The sequence below is a fragment of the Mycobacterium sp. NGS16 genome, assembly GCF_059813225.1.
Genome location: NZ_JCALEE010000004.1, coordinates 218,354 through 234,872 on the forward strand (window position 1 = coordinate 218,354; position 16,519 = coordinate 234,872).

At 68.5% G+C, this 16,519-nt stretch carries 16 protein-coding genes; 2 read left to right on the plus strand and 14 right to left on the minus strand.

Annotation, left to right across the window (positions count from 1 at the left end; translation table 11 throughout):
* Positions 1–13: 13 nt before the first annotated feature.
* The 6 genes from AC5Y4Q_RS12750 to AC5Y4Q_RS12775 all read right to left on the minus strand — a co-directional run bounded on the left by AC5Y4Q_RS12750 (position 14) and on the right by AC5Y4Q_RS12775 (position 7,843).
* The gene (locus AC5Y4Q_RS12750; RefSeq protein ID WP_125224711.1) at positions 14–1,924 is read right to left on the minus strand and encodes an alkyl/aryl-sulfatase; all 1,911 of its coding nucleotides are present in this window, start codon (positions 1,922–1,924) and stop codon (positions 14–16) included.
* Between the two features lie 131 nt (positions 1,925–2,055).
* Positions 2,056–2,901 (minus strand): polysaccharide deacetylase family protein, encoded by an 846-nt coding sequence (locus tag AC5Y4Q_RS12755; protein WP_125224710.1) that lies wholly within the window; start codon positions 2,899–2,901, stop codon positions 2,056–2,058.
* 19 nt (positions 2,902–2,920) lie between these two features.
* Positions 2,921–4,228 carry an RNA 5'-3' helicase PhoH2 gene (gene phoH2 / locus AC5Y4Q_RS12760; protein WP_064921022.1) on the minus strand — a complete coding sequence of 436 codons (1,308 nt, stop codon included), beginning with the start codon at positions 4,226–4,228 and terminating at the stop codon, positions 2,921–2,923.
* A gap of 194 nt (positions 4,229–4,422) precedes the next feature.
* A complete protein-coding gene (locus tag AC5Y4Q_RS12765; protein WP_064921023.1) occupies positions 4,423–5,250 on the minus strand; it encodes an acyl-ACP desaturase in 828 nt (275 codons plus the stop codon).
* A 63-nt stretch (positions 5,251–5,313) separates the two neighbouring features.
* The gene (gene glyA / locus AC5Y4Q_RS12770) at positions 5,314–6,588 is read right to left on the minus strand and encodes a serine hydroxymethyltransferase (protein WP_125224761.1); all 1,275 of its coding nucleotides are present in this window, start codon (positions 6,586–6,588) and stop codon (positions 5,314–5,316) included.
* 49 nt (positions 6,589–6,637) lie between these two features.
* Positions 6,638–7,843 carry a DUF885 domain-containing protein gene (locus AC5Y4Q_RS12775; protein WP_125224709.1) on the minus strand — a complete coding sequence of 402 codons (1,206 nt, stop codon included), beginning with the start codon at positions 7,841–7,843 and terminating at the stop codon, positions 6,638–6,640.
* A 45-nt stretch (positions 7,844–7,888) separates the two neighbouring features.
* Between AC5Y4Q_RS12775 and coaA the strand changes: the two genes are divergently transcribed.
* Entirely contained in the window at positions 7,889–8,827 is a 939-nt protein-coding gene (gene coaA / locus AC5Y4Q_RS12780) for a type I pantothenate kinase (RefSeq protein WP_064921034.1), read from the plus strand.
* Between the two features lie 11 nt (positions 8,828–8,838).
* Here the strand turns inward: coaA and AC5Y4Q_RS12785 are convergent, their stop codons facing one another.
* The 4 genes from AC5Y4Q_RS12785 to AC5Y4Q_RS12800 form a co-directional block, all read right to left on the minus strand.
* Positions 8,839–9,369, minus strand: a complete 531-nt coding sequence (locus AC5Y4Q_RS12785; protein ID WP_499959188.1) for a DUF732 domain-containing protein — start codon at positions 9,367–9,369, stop codon at positions 8,839–8,841.
* 53 nt (positions 9,370–9,422) lie between these two features.
* Positions 9,423–9,830, minus strand: coding sequence for a hypothetical protein (locus AC5Y4Q_RS12790; protein ID WP_064921026.1), 408 nt, complete (start codon positions 9,828–9,830; stop codon positions 9,423–9,425).
* Between the two features lie 109 nt (positions 9,831–9,939).
* Positions 9,940–11,307 (minus strand): hypothetical protein, encoded by a 1,368-nt coding sequence (locus AC5Y4Q_RS12795; protein WP_109535617.1) that lies wholly within the window; start codon positions 11,305–11,307, stop codon positions 9,940–9,942.
* 7 nt (positions 11,308–11,314) lie between these two features.
* Positions 11,315–12,112 (minus strand): (2Z,6E)-farnesyl diphosphate synthase, encoded by a 798-nt coding sequence (locus tag AC5Y4Q_RS12800; protein WP_064921027.1) that lies wholly within the window; start codon positions 12,110–12,112, stop codon positions 11,315–11,317.
* A 73-nt stretch (positions 12,113–12,185) separates the two neighbouring features.
* Between AC5Y4Q_RS12800 and trhA the strand changes: the two genes are divergently transcribed.
* A complete protein-coding gene (gene trhA / locus AC5Y4Q_RS12805) occupies positions 12,186–12,899 on the plus strand; it encodes a PAQR family membrane homeostasis protein TrhA (protein ID WP_064921028.1) in 714 nt (237 codons plus the stop codon).
* Positions 12,900–12,906: 7 nt separating this feature from the next.
* Here the strand turns inward: trhA and AC5Y4Q_RS12810 are convergent, their stop codons facing one another.
* Genes AC5Y4Q_RS12810 through mca form a run of 4 tightly spaced genes read right to left on the minus strand, consistent with a single transcriptional unit; the run spans position 12,907 to position 16,445 of the window.
* The gene (locus tag AC5Y4Q_RS12810) at positions 12,907–13,290 is read right to left on the minus strand and encodes a nuclear transport factor 2 family protein (RefSeq protein ID WP_064921029.1); all 384 of its coding nucleotides are present in this window, start codon (positions 13,288–13,290) and stop codon (positions 12,907–12,909) included.
* Complete coding sequence (locus AC5Y4Q_RS12815) at positions 13,287–15,308, minus strand: thioredoxin domain-containing protein (RefSeq protein WP_125226007.1); 2,022 nt, start codon at positions 15,306–15,308, stop codon at positions 13,287–13,289. The genes AC5Y4Q_RS12810 and AC5Y4Q_RS12815 overlap by 4 nt, the downstream gene beginning before the upstream one ends.
* A 13-nt stretch (positions 15,309–15,321) precedes the next feature.
* Positions 15,322–15,576, minus strand: coding sequence for a hypothetical protein (locus AC5Y4Q_RS12820; RefSeq protein WP_064921031.1), 255 nt, complete (start codon positions 15,574–15,576; stop codon positions 15,322–15,324).
* Positions 15,573–16,445, minus strand: a complete 873-nt coding sequence (mca, locus tag AC5Y4Q_RS12825; protein ID WP_064921032.1) for a mycothiol conjugate amidase Mca — start codon at positions 16,443–16,445, stop codon at positions 15,573–15,575. Before mca ends, AC5Y4Q_RS12820 begins: the two co-directional genes overlap by 4 nt.
* Between the last annotated feature and the right edge of the window lie 74 nt (positions 16,446–16,519).

Below are 16,519 nucleotides of genomic sequence, written 5' to 3' on the forward strand. Positions count from 1 at the left end.
TCGCCGCCCCCGATCAAGGGGTGACGATGTTGAACCAGAAGGGGAAGGTGTCGAGCAGCCCCATGAACTCATCGAAGGCGCCCCGGTTGCCGTCGATCGTGATCCGCTTCGACGAGATGGCGTCATCCAATGTGATGTTCTTGAGCTCGATGTCATCCAGCGTCGCCTTCGTGAGGGTCAGGCTCGCGTCGGCACCGGGAACCGGCTCGGGCGCGTAGTTCAGCACCGCGTTCTCCACGGTCAGGCCGTATTCGGACTTCAGATCGGTGAATTTCATGTTCAGGGTGATCTTCTTGCCCGCGGCTTTCGGGCCGTTGAGCCGCACCGCGAGGTAGTCGAAGAGCTTCTCCGGGGGCATGGCTCGGATGGTGTCGGGGCTGGCGGTGTCGGTAGCGGCGACATTCGGCACCCCGTTGCGCAATTCGTATGCCCCTTGCAGGTACTCCGAACGCCACGGACCCGACTCGGCCTGATAGCCCAGCTGCTCGTAGCAGTCGGCCAGCAGGTTCTTGCCGTCGACGCTGTCCGGATTGGCGAAGACAACGTGCTTGAGCACCATCGCGGCCCAGCGGTAGTTGCCGGCGTCGAAGTCGCCCTTGGCCTTCCGCAGCACGGCAGGTTCCCCACCCATGTACTCGATGTATTTCGTGGCGGCGTCGGCCGGCGGGAGGTCGTCGAGATCCGATGGATTGCCGTCGTACCAGCCCATGTAGCGCTGGTAGACGGCCCGGGAATTGTGTCGCAGGGTGCCGTAATAGCCACGGTCCGGCCAGAAGTCGTTCAGCTCGTGCGGCAGCGTGATCTCTTCGGCGATCTCGGAGCCGATGTAGCCCTGGTTCATCAATCGCACCGACTGATCGTGGGTGTACTTGTACAGGTCGCGCTGGCGCTTGAAGTAGTCGATGATCTTGGCGTTGCCCCACATCGGCCAGTGGTGGCTTTGGAATTTCACCTCGATCTGGGGGCCGTAGAGCCGGATGGTTTCGTCGATGAACGCCGCCCAGGTGAGCGGGTTGCGCACCTGTGCGCCGCGCAGCGTGAGCAGGTTGTGCATGGTGTTGGTGGTGTTCTCCGCCATCCACATTGCCTTGAACTGTGGGAAGAACGCGTTCATCTCGGTCGGCGCCTCAGTGCCGGGCGTCATCTGGAACACCATCTCGACACCGTCGACGGTCAGCTTCGTCCCGGTTGTGCCGATGATGTCGGTCGGTATGACCAAGGTCGGTTTACCGGTCGAAACCGTCTGCCCCAGACCGGCGTTCACGCTGCCCTGCGGATCGCGCGGCAGCAGCGCGCCGTACATGTAGACCGCACGGCGGGACATCGCGTTGCCGGCGAGCACGTTCTCGTCGACGACGTCCTCCACGAAGTTCACCGGCGCGATCACCTTGACCTTGCCGGAGTCGACGTCCTGTTGCGCGATGATGCCGCGTACCCCGCCGTAGTGATCGGTGTGGGAGTGGCTGTGCACGACGGCGACGATCGGCTTCTCCCCCAGATGCTGGTTCACCAAATCCAGCGCGGCCCTAGCGGTCTCGGGCGAGATCAGGGTATCGAACACGATCCACCCGGTGTCGCCCTGAACGAAGGTGATGTTCGACAGGTCGTAGCCGCGCACCTGGTAGATGCGGTCGACGACCTTGAATAGGCCATAGTTCATGCACAGCTGCGCGTTGCGCCACAGGCTCGGGTTGACGGTGTCAGGTGCCGGCAAGGCGTCACCGATGAACGTCTTGTAGCTCTCCAGATCCCAGACGACCTTGCCGTCGGCGTCTTTGATGGTCAGGGTCTCGGGTTTGGCGATGAGGTTGTGTTGGGCGTCCTCGAAGTCGCTGCGATCGTTGAACGGTAGCGCGTCGAGCACCTTGTTGTTGGCGGCCTTGGTGGCGTCGGTGGCCGGCTTGACCTTGTTGTCGGTCTGCACGGAGCCGCCCTCTGCGGGCTTCCCTTCGCACGCCGATGCCAGAGCCGATGCCGCTGTGGCACTGACACCAACAGCAGCAAAACGACCGAGAATCGCACGTCTGGTGAAGTCTGTCATGCGTGCCGATTCTGTCACGCCCCGTTGTTCGGACCCCCCGAATTCGCCCCGGGGATGTCGGTGATCGGAAAGTTCGGCATCGGCGGCGGCGACGGCGTGGCGGGCAGCGCCGGGGTGTCACCCGCCGGAATGTCGTGCAGATCGTTTACCGGGGGGCCGTTGTCCCGGCTCCCGTACACGCTGCCCGGCGCGCGCGGCCCGAGCAGCTCGCTGACCGTAACCATGTGGTAGCCATTGGCTTTCAGCACCGGCAGGAACTGGTACACCAGATCGACGGTCGACGAGTAGGTGTCGTGGAACAGCACCACCGAGCCGGGTTTGATCTGGGTCATCAGCATGTAGCGGGTGGCGGCGGTGTCGGCGTCGTTGATCCAGTCGAACGGGATGACATCCCACAGGATCGCGGCCTGCCCGACTTTGGCGGCCTGCTCATTCACCGCGTCGTCGGTCAGCCCACCCGGCGGGCGCCACAGCGTCGGCGTGGCCCCGGTCGCCGAGGCGATCGCGTCATTGGCCCGGCTGAACTGCGCAGGCACCTCCGCTGCCGGGATCGTGGTCATGTTGGGGTGTTCCCAGGTGTGGCTGCCGATCTCCATCCCAGCCTCGGCAATCCGCTTGGCGCCCGCCGGGTCGGCAGCCACCTTGTTGCCGATCAGGAAGAACGTGGCGCGCGCGTCGGCGTCACGCAGGACCCGCAGCAACCGGTCTGTGTAGGGCGACGGCCCGTCGTCGAAGGTCAGCGCCACACACTTGACCACAGCGCAGTCCACCGGGCCGGCGGCCGCGTGGTGTGCCGGGGCGGCACAGGCGCCCACCACCGCGATGGCGATCAGACCGGCAAGTATTCGCAGACACTGCACGCAGGCAGCCTACCGGGGCTCAGCGCAGATCGGGGCCGCTGATCTCCTCGAGCATCTCGGTGACCAGCGCGGCGATCGGCGAACGCTCACTGCGCAGCAACGTGATGTGGGCGAACAGCGGGTGACCCTTGAGCTTCTCGATGACCGCCGCGATACCGTCGTGCCGGCCGACCCGAAGGTTGTCGCGTTGGGCGACGTCGTGGGTGAGCACCACCCGCGACCCGGTGCCCAGCCGCGACAGCACGGTCAGCAGTACGTTGCGCTCCAGCGACTGGGCCTCGTCGACGATCACGAAGGAGTCGTGGAGCGACCGGCCCCGGATGTGGGTCAGCGGCAGCACTTCGAGCATGCCCCGCGAGAGCACCTCTTCGAGCACCGCCGGGCTGGCCAGGCCTTCCAGGGTGTCGAACACCGCTTGGGCCCACGGCCCCATCTTCTCGTTCTCGCTACCTGGCAGGTAACCGAGTTCCTGGCCGCCGACGGCGTAGAGCGGCCGGAACACCACCACCTTGCGCTGGGTCCGCCGCTCCAAGACCGCCTCCAGTCCGGCGCAGAGCGCCAAGGCGGACTTGCCGGTGCCGGCCTTCCCGCCGAGTGAGACGATGCCCACCGAGTCGTCGAGCAGCAGATCCAGCGCCACCCGCTGCTCGGCGGAGCGACCGCGCAGCCCGAAGGCCTCCCGGTCACCCCGGACCAGCTGCACCCGCTTGGCCGCATTGACCCGGCCCAACGCGTGCGAGCTCCCACCGAGGAGGCGTATCCCGGTGTGGCACGGGAGATCCCGCGCCGCAGCCAAGTCGATCTCGCCCTCGTCGAACAGCACGTCGATGTCGTCGACGGACGCCTCGACCTCGTCCATCCCGGTCCAGCCGGAGACGATGACGTCCTGGGCGTGGTATTCGTCAGCGGCCAGGCCAACTGCGGCGGCCTTGACCCGCAAGGGAATGTCCTTGCTCACCAACGTGACTCGCCGTCCCTCCGCCGCCAGGTTGGCGGCACAGGTCAGGATCCGGGAGTCGTTGCTGTCCGTGCGAAAACCGGTCGGCAGCACCGCGGGGTCGCTGTGGTTGAGCTCGACATGCAGCGTGCCGCCCTGTGTCCCAACGGGAATCGGCTGATCAAGACGGCCATGCTCCAACCGCATGTCGTCGAAGAGGCGCAGCGCCTGGCGGGCGAACCAGCCGAGCTCGTGATGGTGGCGTTTGGCCTCCAGCTCGCTGATCACCACTAGCGGGACGACGACCTCATGCTCGGCGAACCGGGTACAAGCCCACGGGTCCGATAGCAGCACGGAGGTGTCGAGCACATACGTCCGGATATCAGGCACTAAGCGCTCCAGCGGGTGCGGGCCCGCGCGGCCCCGCGCGAGCAATTCGACGGGGCGGTGGCACCAGAACCGGAGCCGGTCCTGTCGTGGTCATGACCGGAGGTGCCGCCTAGACAGCAGAGCGTGTGGCTAGCCATCGCTTGCGACGGTACCCCCGTCGGCGCGAGCCTGCCGGGCAGGCGCGCCGGAGCTCATCAGCCGATGACGAACCGCTTGAGATCGGGGTGCGCGGCCAGGCCCCAGGCACTGATCCGATCCGAGATCACCCGGCGCAACTGGTCGGGACCGAAGATGCCCGCTTCGGCGATTCCGGCCTGCCGGTCGGCGTAGGCGTCGATGTCAGCGCCGACGACCTTCAGCTCGGCGGCCCGGGCGGCGATGGCGGCCACCGTCTCGTCGTGGGTGTAGTCCAGGCAGTGGCCGACCAGGTTGGCGAAGAACTCCTCGTGGCGTTCCTCGTCGCCGGCGATCCGGCCGATCAGGCCCTTGAGCACCGGCTCGTCGGTGCGGTCGGCCAGGTTACGGCAGAACTCGGCGCACGCGCGTTCGTAGAAGGCCATGAACACCAGCGTCTCGACCTGGCTGTAGCGGTCGGCGCGGTAGCCCTTCTGCACGTGCTCCATGCGGACCCGCTCATTGGCGTCCGGGTCGATCTCCCGGGTCACCACCAGGTATTCCCGCAACGCGATGGCGTGCAGGTGCTCCTCGGCGGTCCATCGGCCGATCCAGCGCCCCCACTTGTCCTCGAGGATGAAGTGCTCGACGAACTCACGGTGGTAGCCGGCCAGGCTGTCCTTCTCGATGAGCAGGATCTCGCAGGCGTCGGTGATCACCTTGGGCAGCGTGACCTGCGACGGGTCCCAGTCCTTGCCGCCGAGGAAGGCGAAGTTCTGGCCCTGCTCGAACGGCACGTAGTCGTGCGCGTACCACGGGTCCACGGTGTCGATGTGCCGGACCATGTTCGCGGCAACCACCGGTTCGAGCTCGCGGATCAGTGCGTTAGCAACGGGACGTTCAGCCATGAAAGTAACTGTAACCCGAATTCACACTATCCTGTCAACTCGGGGTACGGCGTGTTCGCCCGGTTAGGCGAGCTTCCAGTCCTCCAGGCCGTCATAGAGCGGGAAGTCCTGCGCCAGCTTGGCGACCCGGGCCCGCAGCGCCGGCACGTCGGCCGACGAGCCGGCCGCCAGCGCGGTGGCGATGACGTCGGCGACCTCGGTGAACTCGGCGTCGCCGAATCCACGAGCGGCCAACGCCGGAGTGCCGACCCGAAGCCCGGAGGTGACCATCGGCGGCCGCGGGTCGTTGGGGACGGCGTTGCGGTTGACGGTGATGCCGACCTCGTGCAGCAGATCCTCGGCCATCTGCCCGTCCAGCGGCGAGTCCCGCAGGTCCACCAGCACCAGGTGCACGTCGGTGCCGCCGCTGACCACCGACACACCGGCCTTGGCGACGTCAGCGGCCAGCAGGCGCTCGGCGATGATCTTGGCGCCGGAGAGCACCCGCTGCTGACGCTCGGCGAACTCCGGCGTGCCGGCGATCTTCAGCGCGACGGCCTTGGCGGCGATCACGTGCATCAGCGGCCCACCCTGCTGGCCCGGGAAGACCGCCGAGTTGATCTGCTTGGCGAACTCCTTCTTGCCGACGATCAGCCCGGACCGCGGGCCGCCGAGGGTCTTGTGGACGGTGGTGGACACCACCTGCGCGTGTGGCACCGGCGACGGGTGCAGGCCGGCAGCCACCAGCCCGGCGAAGTGCGCCATGTCCACCCACAGCGTCGCGTCCACCTCGTCGGCGATGGACGCAAAGGCTTCAAAGTCAAGGATGCGCGGGTACGCCGACCAGCCGGCGATGATCACCTTCGGCTTGAACTCGAGCGCCTGAGCGCGAACCACGTCCATATCGATGCGGTGGGTGACCGGGTCGACGCCGTAGAAGGCGTTCTCGTAGAGCTTGCCGGAGAAGTTCAGGCGCATCCCGTGGGTCAGGTGCCCCCCATTGGCCAGGTCCAGGCCGAGCAGCCGGTCGCCGGGCTCCATCAGCGCCTGCAGTACGGCGGCGTTGGCCTGCGCACCGGAGTGCGGCTGCACATTGGCGAATTCGGCGCCGAACAGTTCCTTGGCGCGGTCGCGGGCGATGTTCTCCACGACGTCGACATGCTCACAGCCGCCGTAGTAGCGCCGGCCGGGCAGGCCCTCGGCGTACTTGTTGGTCAGCACGCTGCCGTGGGCCTGCAGCACCGCGCGCGGCACGAAGTTCTCCGACGCGATCATCTCCAGGGTGTCGCGCTGGCGTCCCAGCTCCTTACCGAGCAGCTCGGCGATATCGGGGTCGAGCTCGCGCAACGGGGCCGACAACACAGCGGAGGCGGGGCGGGATTCGGGCATCGCAGTCACGCCGGCCAGTCTATAGAGCCAGCTCGGCCCGCAGCGATGACGGGATCAGCGGCTCGTCGAGCAGCCGACCGAACCGCTCGGTGAGACTCACGCCGGCCGGCCGGGCGTCCAGCCAGGAACGCAGCAGCCGGTAGCCCTCCACGTAGGTCGAGGTGTAGGCCCGCCACAGCGGCGAGGACAGGAACCGCAGCGTCTGGCGGGCCCGGTCCTCCGGAACCAGCAACCACCGGCGCAGGTAATCGGTGACCTCGTCGGTGTCGCGGTGCTCGTCGTGCAGCATCAGCGCTGCATCTTGGCGCACGTCGGCCAGCGCCGCCGCGGCCTCCGAGATCGCCTCGGCTCGTTCGCCGTCGAACCGCAGCCCCAGGTCGGCGTAGATCTCCGCGGCCCAGCCGCCCCAGCCAGGCCCCACCGCGGCGTACAGCGCCAGGTCGGCCAGGCCCTCGGCCATCAGGCACTGCGGGGTGTTGACCAGGAAAATGGTCTGCTCGGCCTGGCCCAGCCGGGCGACCAGCCCGGCCTCCTTGCGGCAGTGCTCGGTGTGGTGGCCCGGGTAGGACTCGTGGGCCACCAGCCTCGGCAGATTCGACATCAGCTGTTTGAGGTCGGCGTTGACCGCCACCGTGGAGCGGTAGTCACCGCGGTAGTAGTTGAACCCTGACCACGGCTTGTCCGTGACGACCTCGTAGGTGATGGTCTCGGTCTCCGGCAGCGGGAACTGCGCGCGCACCCGGTCGCGCAGCGCCGAGGAGAACGCGTGAATGGCCGCCTCGAGCCGCCCCGGCGGAATCTCCTCGGCCCGGCGGTGCGCCGACATCCGGTCGGCCAGCGGGCCGGCGCCACCCAACAGCTCACTGAGTCGGGCATGCGCCTGCCGGTAGCGGTCGGGGTCACCCTTGGTGATCTCGACGTCGAAGTAGTCACGCACCTCGTCGATGAAACCGACCTGTTCCCCGGTGAATTTGCGGCCCGCGCACGCCAGCGCCCGCAGGTGCACCCGCAGGTAGTCGGCGCGCGCCGCCTCCAGGCCGGCCGGGAGCGCCGCGAGCAGCTTCTCGGCCTGCCGGGCCAGCAGCGCCGGGTCGGGCATCGGCTCGTCCTCGACCAGTCGTTGCAGCGCCGGATCACCGGTGAAGGCGTCGACATAGCCCCGCTCGATCCGGTCGAAGCGCAGACCGAGCAGCAGGTATTCGCGGATCAATTCGGCGGGCTCCATACCCGATCAGGCTAACCGGCGAGCCTGCTGCAAGACTGTATGGTCATGCGGCGGCTTAGCGAGCCGAGTCCCTATGTGGAGTTCGACCGACGTCAATGGCGGACGCTGCGCATGTCGACGCCGCTTCCGTTGACCGAAGAAGAGGTCGTGGCCTTGCGCGGCCTCGGCGAGCAGGTCGACCTGCTCGAGGTCGAAGAGGTCTATCTGCCGCTGGCACGTCTTCTGCACCTGCAGGTCGCCGCCCGTCAGCGGCTCTTCGCCGCCACCGCGGAGTTCCTCGGCGAGAACGATAAGAACCCGGACCGGCCGGTGCCGTTCATCATCGGCGTGGCCGGCAGTGTGGCCGTCGGCAAGTCGACGACGGCCCGCGTGCTGCAGGCGCTGTTGGCCCGCTGGGACCACCACCCGCGGGTGGATCTGGTCACCACCGACGGGTTCCTCTATCCCAACCAGGAGCTGGAACGCCGGAACCTGATGCACCGCAAAGGGTTTCCGGAGAGCTACAACAGGCGCGCGCTGATGCGCTTTGTCACCTCGGTGAAATCGGGCGCCGACTACGCGTGCGCACCGGTGTACTCCCACCTGAGCTACGACATCGTCCCCGGCGCCAAACAAGTAGTCCGCCACCCCGACATCTTGATCCTCGAGGGCCTCAACGTGCTGCAGACCGGGCCCACGCTGATGGTCTCGGACCTGTTCGACTTTTCGCTCTACGTCGACGCCCGGGTGGAAGACATCGAGCACTGGTACATCTCGCGGTTCCTGGCGATGCGCTCCACCTCGTTCGCCAATCCGGAGTCGCACTTCCACCACTACGCAGCGCTCAACGATCAGCAGGCGGTGACGGCTGCGCGCGACATCTGGCGCTCCATCAACCGGCCGAATCTGGTCGAGAACATCCTGCCCACCCGGCCGCGGGCCACCCTGGTGCTGCGCAAGGACGCCGACCACTCCATCAACCGGCTGCGGCTGCGCAAGCTCTAACTCGCGGCGATCTAGGGCTGCGTTGCGGTCCCCGGCTGGGGCTGGGGTCCCGGCGGTTCCGGTGCCGGCGGGGGCGGCGGTGGCTCGGGAGCCGGCGGTGGCGGCGGGAACTCAGGCGGCGGCGGGAAGCCGGGCGGCGGCGGGAACTCAGGCGGCGGCGGGAAGCCGGGCGGCGGCGGGAAGCCGGGCGGCGGCGGTTCGGGGGCACCCGGCGGCGGCGTCACCGGCGTCGGGGTCGCGGCAGCGGCCAAGGTCTCCGGGCACATCTCGTTCTGCGCGGCGTCGACCACGACTTTGGGAATGCCGTCAGCGATCTTCTTGTCGAACCGGTCCCGGGCGGGACGGCCGCGGCGCAAGTTCTGGCAGATGATCTCGCCGAACGTCACCGCGCCGGACGGCGTGCTGAGCCCCGGACTGTTCTGGTACTTGAAGCCGTGCGACTCCAGGTAACCGAGGTAGCCCTTCTCGTCGGCCTGTGCCGGCGCGGCGGCGAAAATCAGCGTTCCGGGAATCAGCGTCATCGCCGCCAGCCGCCACATCATGGGAGAGAACTGTAGACGGTGACGGCCGGGGCGACACGCTCCCGGGCCCCAAGTCAGCGCAGGCGGCGCAGCCCGCGGTACTGCGCGACGGCGAAGGACGCGGTGTAGGCGGCGCTGGCCAGCATTGCTGCGACGCCGACCCCGGTCAACGGCAGCACGCCAGCCTCGAGCACCGCGACGGCGGCCACCGTGCACGCCAGGTTGGCGGCGATCACGCCGATACCGGCCCGGCGCACCTCCGGCAGCGCGGCCAGGACGTAGACCACCGCGCCGTAGAGCACACAGAAGGCGGCCAGCGCGTATTCGTGGGCCGGGGTCAGCCCGGTCAGCGCCGCCATCGGGCGGGCGGCGAACAGACCCGCCAGGCCGATGACTCCGGTCACGGCGGCGTCGGCTCGCAGGGCAAAGCGCAGCAGAGAGTCGGTCGAGTCGGACAAGACCCGGGTGGTGATGGCGGTCATGGGGAACTCCCTTCGGGGGTCGACGAGGACGGCTAGGTACACCCCCGACGTTGCTCGCCGGCCACTGCCACATCGACCCGCGACACTGCCAAGCACTGCCAACCGCAGGTCAGCGGCCCGACGACACCGTGACCCGGCCGCGCAAGTCGGCGGCGATCACCCGGGCGGCAGCGTTCTGCCAGTTGTGCAGCGAGCGCTGCGGCACCTCGGTGACCAACCACTGCCAGGCTTGGCGGGCGGTCGGATCCAACCCGGCCGCGGTGGCGTTCTGCGCATAGGCGCGCACCCCGACCACATACGGGAAATACAGGGCGTTGTAGTGGCGCCACTGTTCGGTGGTGCCGAACTCGCCGCAGTCGCGCGGTTTGAGCGCCGCGATGCGGTCGGCCAGCAGCGCCTTGAGCTCGTTGGCGCGTTCCAGCGGCGCGTCCGGGACACCGCGGGCGGCCAACCGCTCGTCGATGGCCGGCAGCGCGGTCAGTGGGCTGGCGACGAGCTTCGACAGGTCCCCGTAGTGGGCCAACGCCCGCCGGGTCAGCCGGACAAAGGTCTCCTCGTCGACGTCGTCGAGCGGGCCGGTCGAGCGCAGCGCCAGCGCGGCCTCGGTGTCGCGCAAGGCGGCGCGGTCGGCGCGCAATGCCGGGGACCGCCAGAACGCCAGCCGGTCCCAGAACCCGGCCAGCCGGTCGACGAACACCTGGACTTCGATGCCGACCGCGATCGTGGTGAACAGCAGCACCGTCAGCGCGGTCTGCGCGGCGGGTTCGCCTCGGGTCATCGCCAACCCGATCAGCACCTGCCCACCGAGCAGCGCCGCCATCGCGACCGCGGCCAGAAATGAGCGCAGCATGTCCAGCCGCAGGGCCTGGCCTTCGTCGAAGGCATCCCACAGCGCGACCGCCAGCCCCAGCAGCAGCACGTCGAAGCCGGTGCCGGCCAGCGCGATCCCGCTGGGCACCACGCCGAGCGGAATGATCAGGATCGCGTTGGCCAGGGCGAAGAACAACGTCGCAACGATCACCACGCCGAGCACCGAGCCGGGCTGGGCGGGCCGGATGAGGGCCTTGACCATCGCCCCCAGCGTGGACACCGAAACCACGGCGAACAGCAGCCAGTGCCCGGGGCGCAACGGGCCGTCGACGGTGCCGGCCCACGCCGCCCCGGCCAGGGCCGCGGCGGCGACCCCACCGATGAGCAGGGTGTCGCGACGGCGGTGAGACCAGCGGTCGCACGGCCGGCTCAGCTCCAGCAGCACCGCGAACCAGGCCACCCCCGGCACCACGGCCAGATAGATCTCCAGCCGGCCGAGCAGCACCGGCTGCCACACCGCGCGCACGGCGTCGGCGGCGACCACCGCCGCGAAACCGCACAGCCCGGCGGCAGCCAGCACCAGTACCGGCTTGCGCGGGTCGCGGGCCAGCAGGTACATCCCGAGCCACCAGCTCAGGGTGAAAACCAGCGCCGAGAGCACCACCACGGCCGCGCTACCTCCCGAATCGCCGGTGCCGCACGGTGTAGTCGCGCAGCGCCCGCAGGAAGTCGACCCGACGGAAAGCCGGCCAATGCGCCTCGGTGAACCACATCTCCGAGTAGGCGCTCTGCCACAGCAGGAATCCCGACAGCCGCTGTTCCCCGGAGGTGCGGATCACCAGGTCCGGGTCCGGCTGGCCCGAGGTGTAGAGATTCTCCGAGATGCCGTCGGCGGTGACCGCCTCGACGAGCTCCTCGGCGGTGGCACCGTTGGCCAATTCCTTGCTGAGCAGGCCGCGCACGGCGTCGACGATCTCCTGGCGCCCGCCGTAGCCGACGGCGACGTTGACATGGAGGGTGGAGTAGCCACCGTCCTTGTTCGTGGAGTCCACGGCCTCCCGTAGCCGGCGGGCCGGCTCCTCGCCCAACAGCTCCAGGTCCCCGACGGTGCGCACGCTCCACCGGTTGGCGGGCGCACAGATCTCCTCCACCACGTCGGTGATGATCTCGATCAGCGCGGCGAGCTCTGCGGGGTCGCGCTGCAGGTTCTCGGTGGACAGCAGGTAGACGGTGGCCATCTCGATGCCGGCGTCGGCACACCAGCGCAGCATCTCGGCGATCTTGGCCGCACCCATCCGGTAGCCGTAGCTGACGTCGTCGTAGCCGGCATCGCGCGCCCAGCGCCGGTTGCCGTCGCAGAGCACGGCGATATGCCGCGGCAACGCCGGCCGGGAGGCCGCGAGCCCCTGCCGGAGGCGCATTTCATAGAGCCGGTACAGCGGCTCTTTCAGGCGCGCCGGGATGATCGCCACAAAAACCCAGACTACTGTGATCGGCAGAAGTTGCCGCGAATCGCATCCGCCGAATCCCCTGGAGGAAAGGTTCATGAGCACGCACGCCGACACCATCGCCGAACCGAACCCGAGTGAGCTGCCCACAGACGTCCTTGCGGCACACACCAAGCCGCGAGCACGCGGATGGATTCACCTGGTGGCGGCCATCGTGGCGGTCATCGCCGGGGCCACCTTGATCGGGGTGACCTGGCCGCTGGCCGGCGCCGAGGCAGGTCTGGCGACGTTGGCCTACACCATCTCGGTGGTCGGCATGTTCGCCGTCAGCGCCACCTATCACCGGGTGACCTGGAAATCGGTCGCCACCCGGGTCAGGATGAAGCGGCTCGACCACGCGATGATCTTCATCTTCATCGCCGGCACCTACACCCCGTTCGCGCTGCTGGCGATGGACCACGACGCCCAGGAGCGGCTGGTGATGACCATCGTGTGGGGCGGCGCGCTGGCCGGGGTGGTGCTGAAGCTGTGCTGGCCGACCGCCCCGAAGTGGGTCGGTGTACCGCTGTATCTGCTGCTGGGCTGGGTGTCAGCGTTTTTCATCGCGACGATCATGCACAACGCCGGGGTGGCGGCGATGGTGCTGCTGACCGTCGGCGGCATGCTCTACAGCATCGGGGCGATCATGTACGCCCTGAAGTGGCCGGACCCGTGGCCGCAGACCTTCGGTTACCACGAGTTCTTCCACGCCTGCACCGCGGTGGCGGCGATCTGCCAGTACATCGCGATCTGGTTCGCCGCGCTGTCGTGAGCGCGGCTTACAGCTGGGTGATGTTCTCCGCCGACCAGTAGGCCTTCATCCCGGCGATCTTGCCGTCACCGTCGAACACCATCACGTCGATCGGCTCGATGCGCATCCGGTGATCGCCGTTGGTAATGGTCAGCGCGAAGTGGAACGCCGCCTCGTTGCCGGCCACGCGCAGCGTGACCAGCTCGGACTTGCGGTCCAGACCGGTGATGGCCGAGTAGAAGTTGCGGATGGCCTGATGCCCGATGTGCACCTCGCCACCGACCGGGTCCTCCAGGGTGGCGTCGGCCGCGTACAGCCCGACCAGATCGTCAGCGTCACCGCTGCCGACCAACTCGATGTAGCGGTGGACGGTCTCGGTGATGGCCTGTGCCTTGTCGGGTGCGCTCGTCATGTGCCGCACGTTACACCCGGCGCTGGCCCGCCGGGCACCTCGAGGGCCACGGCCAGCTCCGCGGCGCTGCCCACCGGCAGGTCACAGACCGGGCCGCGGCAGACGTAGGCGGCATCGGCGCCGTCGACCCGGTCTCGCCCGATCAGAAGCTCCGACGAGCCGGGCGCACCGCCGACCACGATCGTGCCGCCGGGCGCCAGGCGGCGCGCCTCGGCCAGCAGCGCCGAGTCGGTGCTCTGGCAGGCCACGGCGATCTGCAGCGGGCCCCGGATGTAGGCCTCGGCGACGGCCAGCCAATGCCCGACCGAGCGCGGCGCGCGGGCCAGCAGCGCACTGTGCGCCGCCAGCGCGTCGGCGGCGGCCTGCCGATAACGCTCGCTGCGGTCGGCCTCGACCAGGTGCGCCGCGGTCAGCAGCGCCTCGGTGATCAGCGCCGCCCCCGACGGGGTGGCCCCGTCCAGCGGGTCGCCGGGACGCAGCACCAGCACTTCGGCGTCGTCGGCGCTGTCGAACCAGCGCCCGGGCTGCGCCGGGTCGGTGAAGTGGGCCAGCGCGGTGTCCAGCAGACCCGCGGCGGTATCCCGCCACCTCGGGTCGCCGTCCAGCTGATAGATGCTGAGCAGTCCGGTGGCCAGCGCGCCGTAGTCCTCCAGGATGCCTGCGCTGTGCCCGGCCCGGCCGCCCAGACTGGCTCGCCGCAGCCGCCCGTCCACCAGGTGCACGTCGAGCAACGCTGCCGCGCAGTCTTGAGCCGCGGAGATCAGACCCGAATCGCCCAGTGCCACAGCGGCTTCGGTCAGAGCTGTGATCGCCATACCGTTCCAGGCGGTGACCACCTTGTCATCACGTGCGGGTTGGGCGCGGGACCGCCGGGCGACCAGCAACCGCTGCCGCACCCGCTCCAGCCGCTCCGGATCGTCGGGATCGACCGGAAGTTGCAGCACCGACGTGCCGGATTCAAATGTGCCGCTCGCCGTCACCCCGAAAACGTCTGCCGCCCAACGTCCGTCGTCATCGCCGAGCACCTCGGTCAGCTGCTGGCGCGTCCAGACATACGTCGAGCCCTCTCGGCCGTCAGCGTCGGCATCCAGCGACGAGACGAACATGGCGCCCGCGGAAAGTTCCTCGAGCAAAAACCGGGCGGTCTGCTCGGCGACCCTGCGGGCCAGCGGGTCGCCGGTGCGCCGCGCCCAGTGCGCATAGGCCCGCAACAGCAACGCATTGTCGTACAGCATCTTCTCGAAATGCGGGACCACCCAAGCGTTGTCGACGCTGTAGCGGGCAAAGCCGCCGGCGAGCTGGTCGTAGATCCCACCGCGCGCCATCGCCGCGCCGACGCGCGCCACCGCCTCCAGCGCCGGGCGGCCCGCGGTCCGTTCGTAGTGGCGCAGCAGGGTTTCCATCATCGCCGACGGCGGGAACTTCGGTGCGCCGCCGAAACCTCCGTGGGCGGTGTCCTCGTCACGCAGCACCGCCGCCACGGCGCCGTCGCAGAGCATGGCGTCGATGGGCGGTCCGTCTCCGGGCAACCGGGCAGCCATCGAGCGCAGTTCACCGGCGATGCGGTCCGAGGCGTCCTCGACTTCGTCACGGCGCTGGCGCCAGGTCTCCGAGATCGCCGAAAGCAGGTTCAAGAACGTGTCTTTCGGGTAGTAGGTGCCGCAATAGAACGGCCGGCCGTCCGGAGTCAGGAAACACGTCATCGGCCAGCCGCCCCGCCCGGTGAGCGCCATGGTGGCGTTCATGTAGATCGCGTCGATGTCCGGGCGCTCCTCCCGGTCGACTTTGATGCACACAAAGCCCTCGTTCATCACCGCGGCGACGTCTGCGTCCTCGAAGGACCCGTGCGCCATCACGTGACACCAGTGGCAGGCTGCGTAGCCGACCGACAGCAGGATCGGTACGTCGCGTTCGGCGGCTTCGGCCAACGCCTCGGGGGTCCACTCCTGCCAGTGCACCGGGTTGTCGGCGTGTTGGCGCAGATACGGGCTGGCGGACGTTGCGAGACGATTGGCCATGAACGAACCCTGTCTAACCCGCCGAGTCCGGTCCCGGGTCCAGCGTGCCTTCGTCGGCGGCCTGATCGGCGGCCGGATCCTCCCGGTCGAAGGATTCCGGCACCTTCTTCAGCTGCCGGTTCATCGACCACACCAGGAAGAACGTGCCGAGCAGCAGTAGCACGATGACCAGCAGCCCGACCGGGCTCGCCTTGCCGAAGTCCGGCCCGGTGTCGCGGGGCACGTCGTCGGCCAAGACCCAAAGTGCGGTGAGCACAACATGATTCATGACTCATCCTCGATCCCGGCGAACAGGTCGGTCTCCGGCAGCGTCACCGGCACCCGAGACCGGGCCAGCTCGAACTCCTCGGTCGGCCACAGGCGTTGCTGCCACTCGATCGGAGCCGCGAAGAAATCGCCGTTCGGGTCGATCTGAGTGGCGTGCGCGCGCAGGGCATCGTCGCGCTGGCTGAAGTACTCGGCGCACTGGATCCGGCTGGTCACCCGCTCGGCGAACACGTCGTGATCGGGCCGCCAGTGCTCCAGCCACTTCGCGAACGGACCGACCTCGCCGTGCTTGGCGAACTCGTCCTGCAGCAACTGCATCCGCTGACGCAGGAATCCGTGGTTGTAGTACAGCTTCGAGACCGTCCAGGGGGCGCCGGCCTGCGGGTAGCGGCGGTAGTCCCCGGCAGCCTCGAATGCGGCCACCGAGACCTGGTGGCAGCGGATGTGGTCGGGGTGCGGGTAGCCGCCGTTCTCGTCGTAGGTGGTCATCACATGCGGACGGAAGTCCCGAACGATTTCCACGAGCCGCTCGGTCGACACCTCCAGGGGCACCAGGGCGAAGCAGTCCTCGGGCAGCGGCGGCAACGGGTCACCCTTGGGCAGGCCGGAGTCGATGAAACCCAGCCAGTGATGCTCGACGCCGAGGATCTCGGCGGCCTTGGCCATCTCGTCGCGGCGAATCTCGGCGATGTGGCCGTGGACCTCGGGCAGATCCATGGCGGGGTTGAGGATGTCGCCGCGTTCACCGCCGGTCAGTGTCACCACCATGACCCGGTGGCCGGCGGCGGCGTAGCGGGCCAACGTCGCCGCGCCCTTGCTGGACTCGTCGTCGGGGTGCGCGTGCACCGCCATCAACCGCAGTCCGCTCATGTGCAAAGTCCCCTATAGTTCCTGTTGGTTTCCGGCCCCCATCGTTCCACCATCTGCGGCGGGCGCGGTAACCG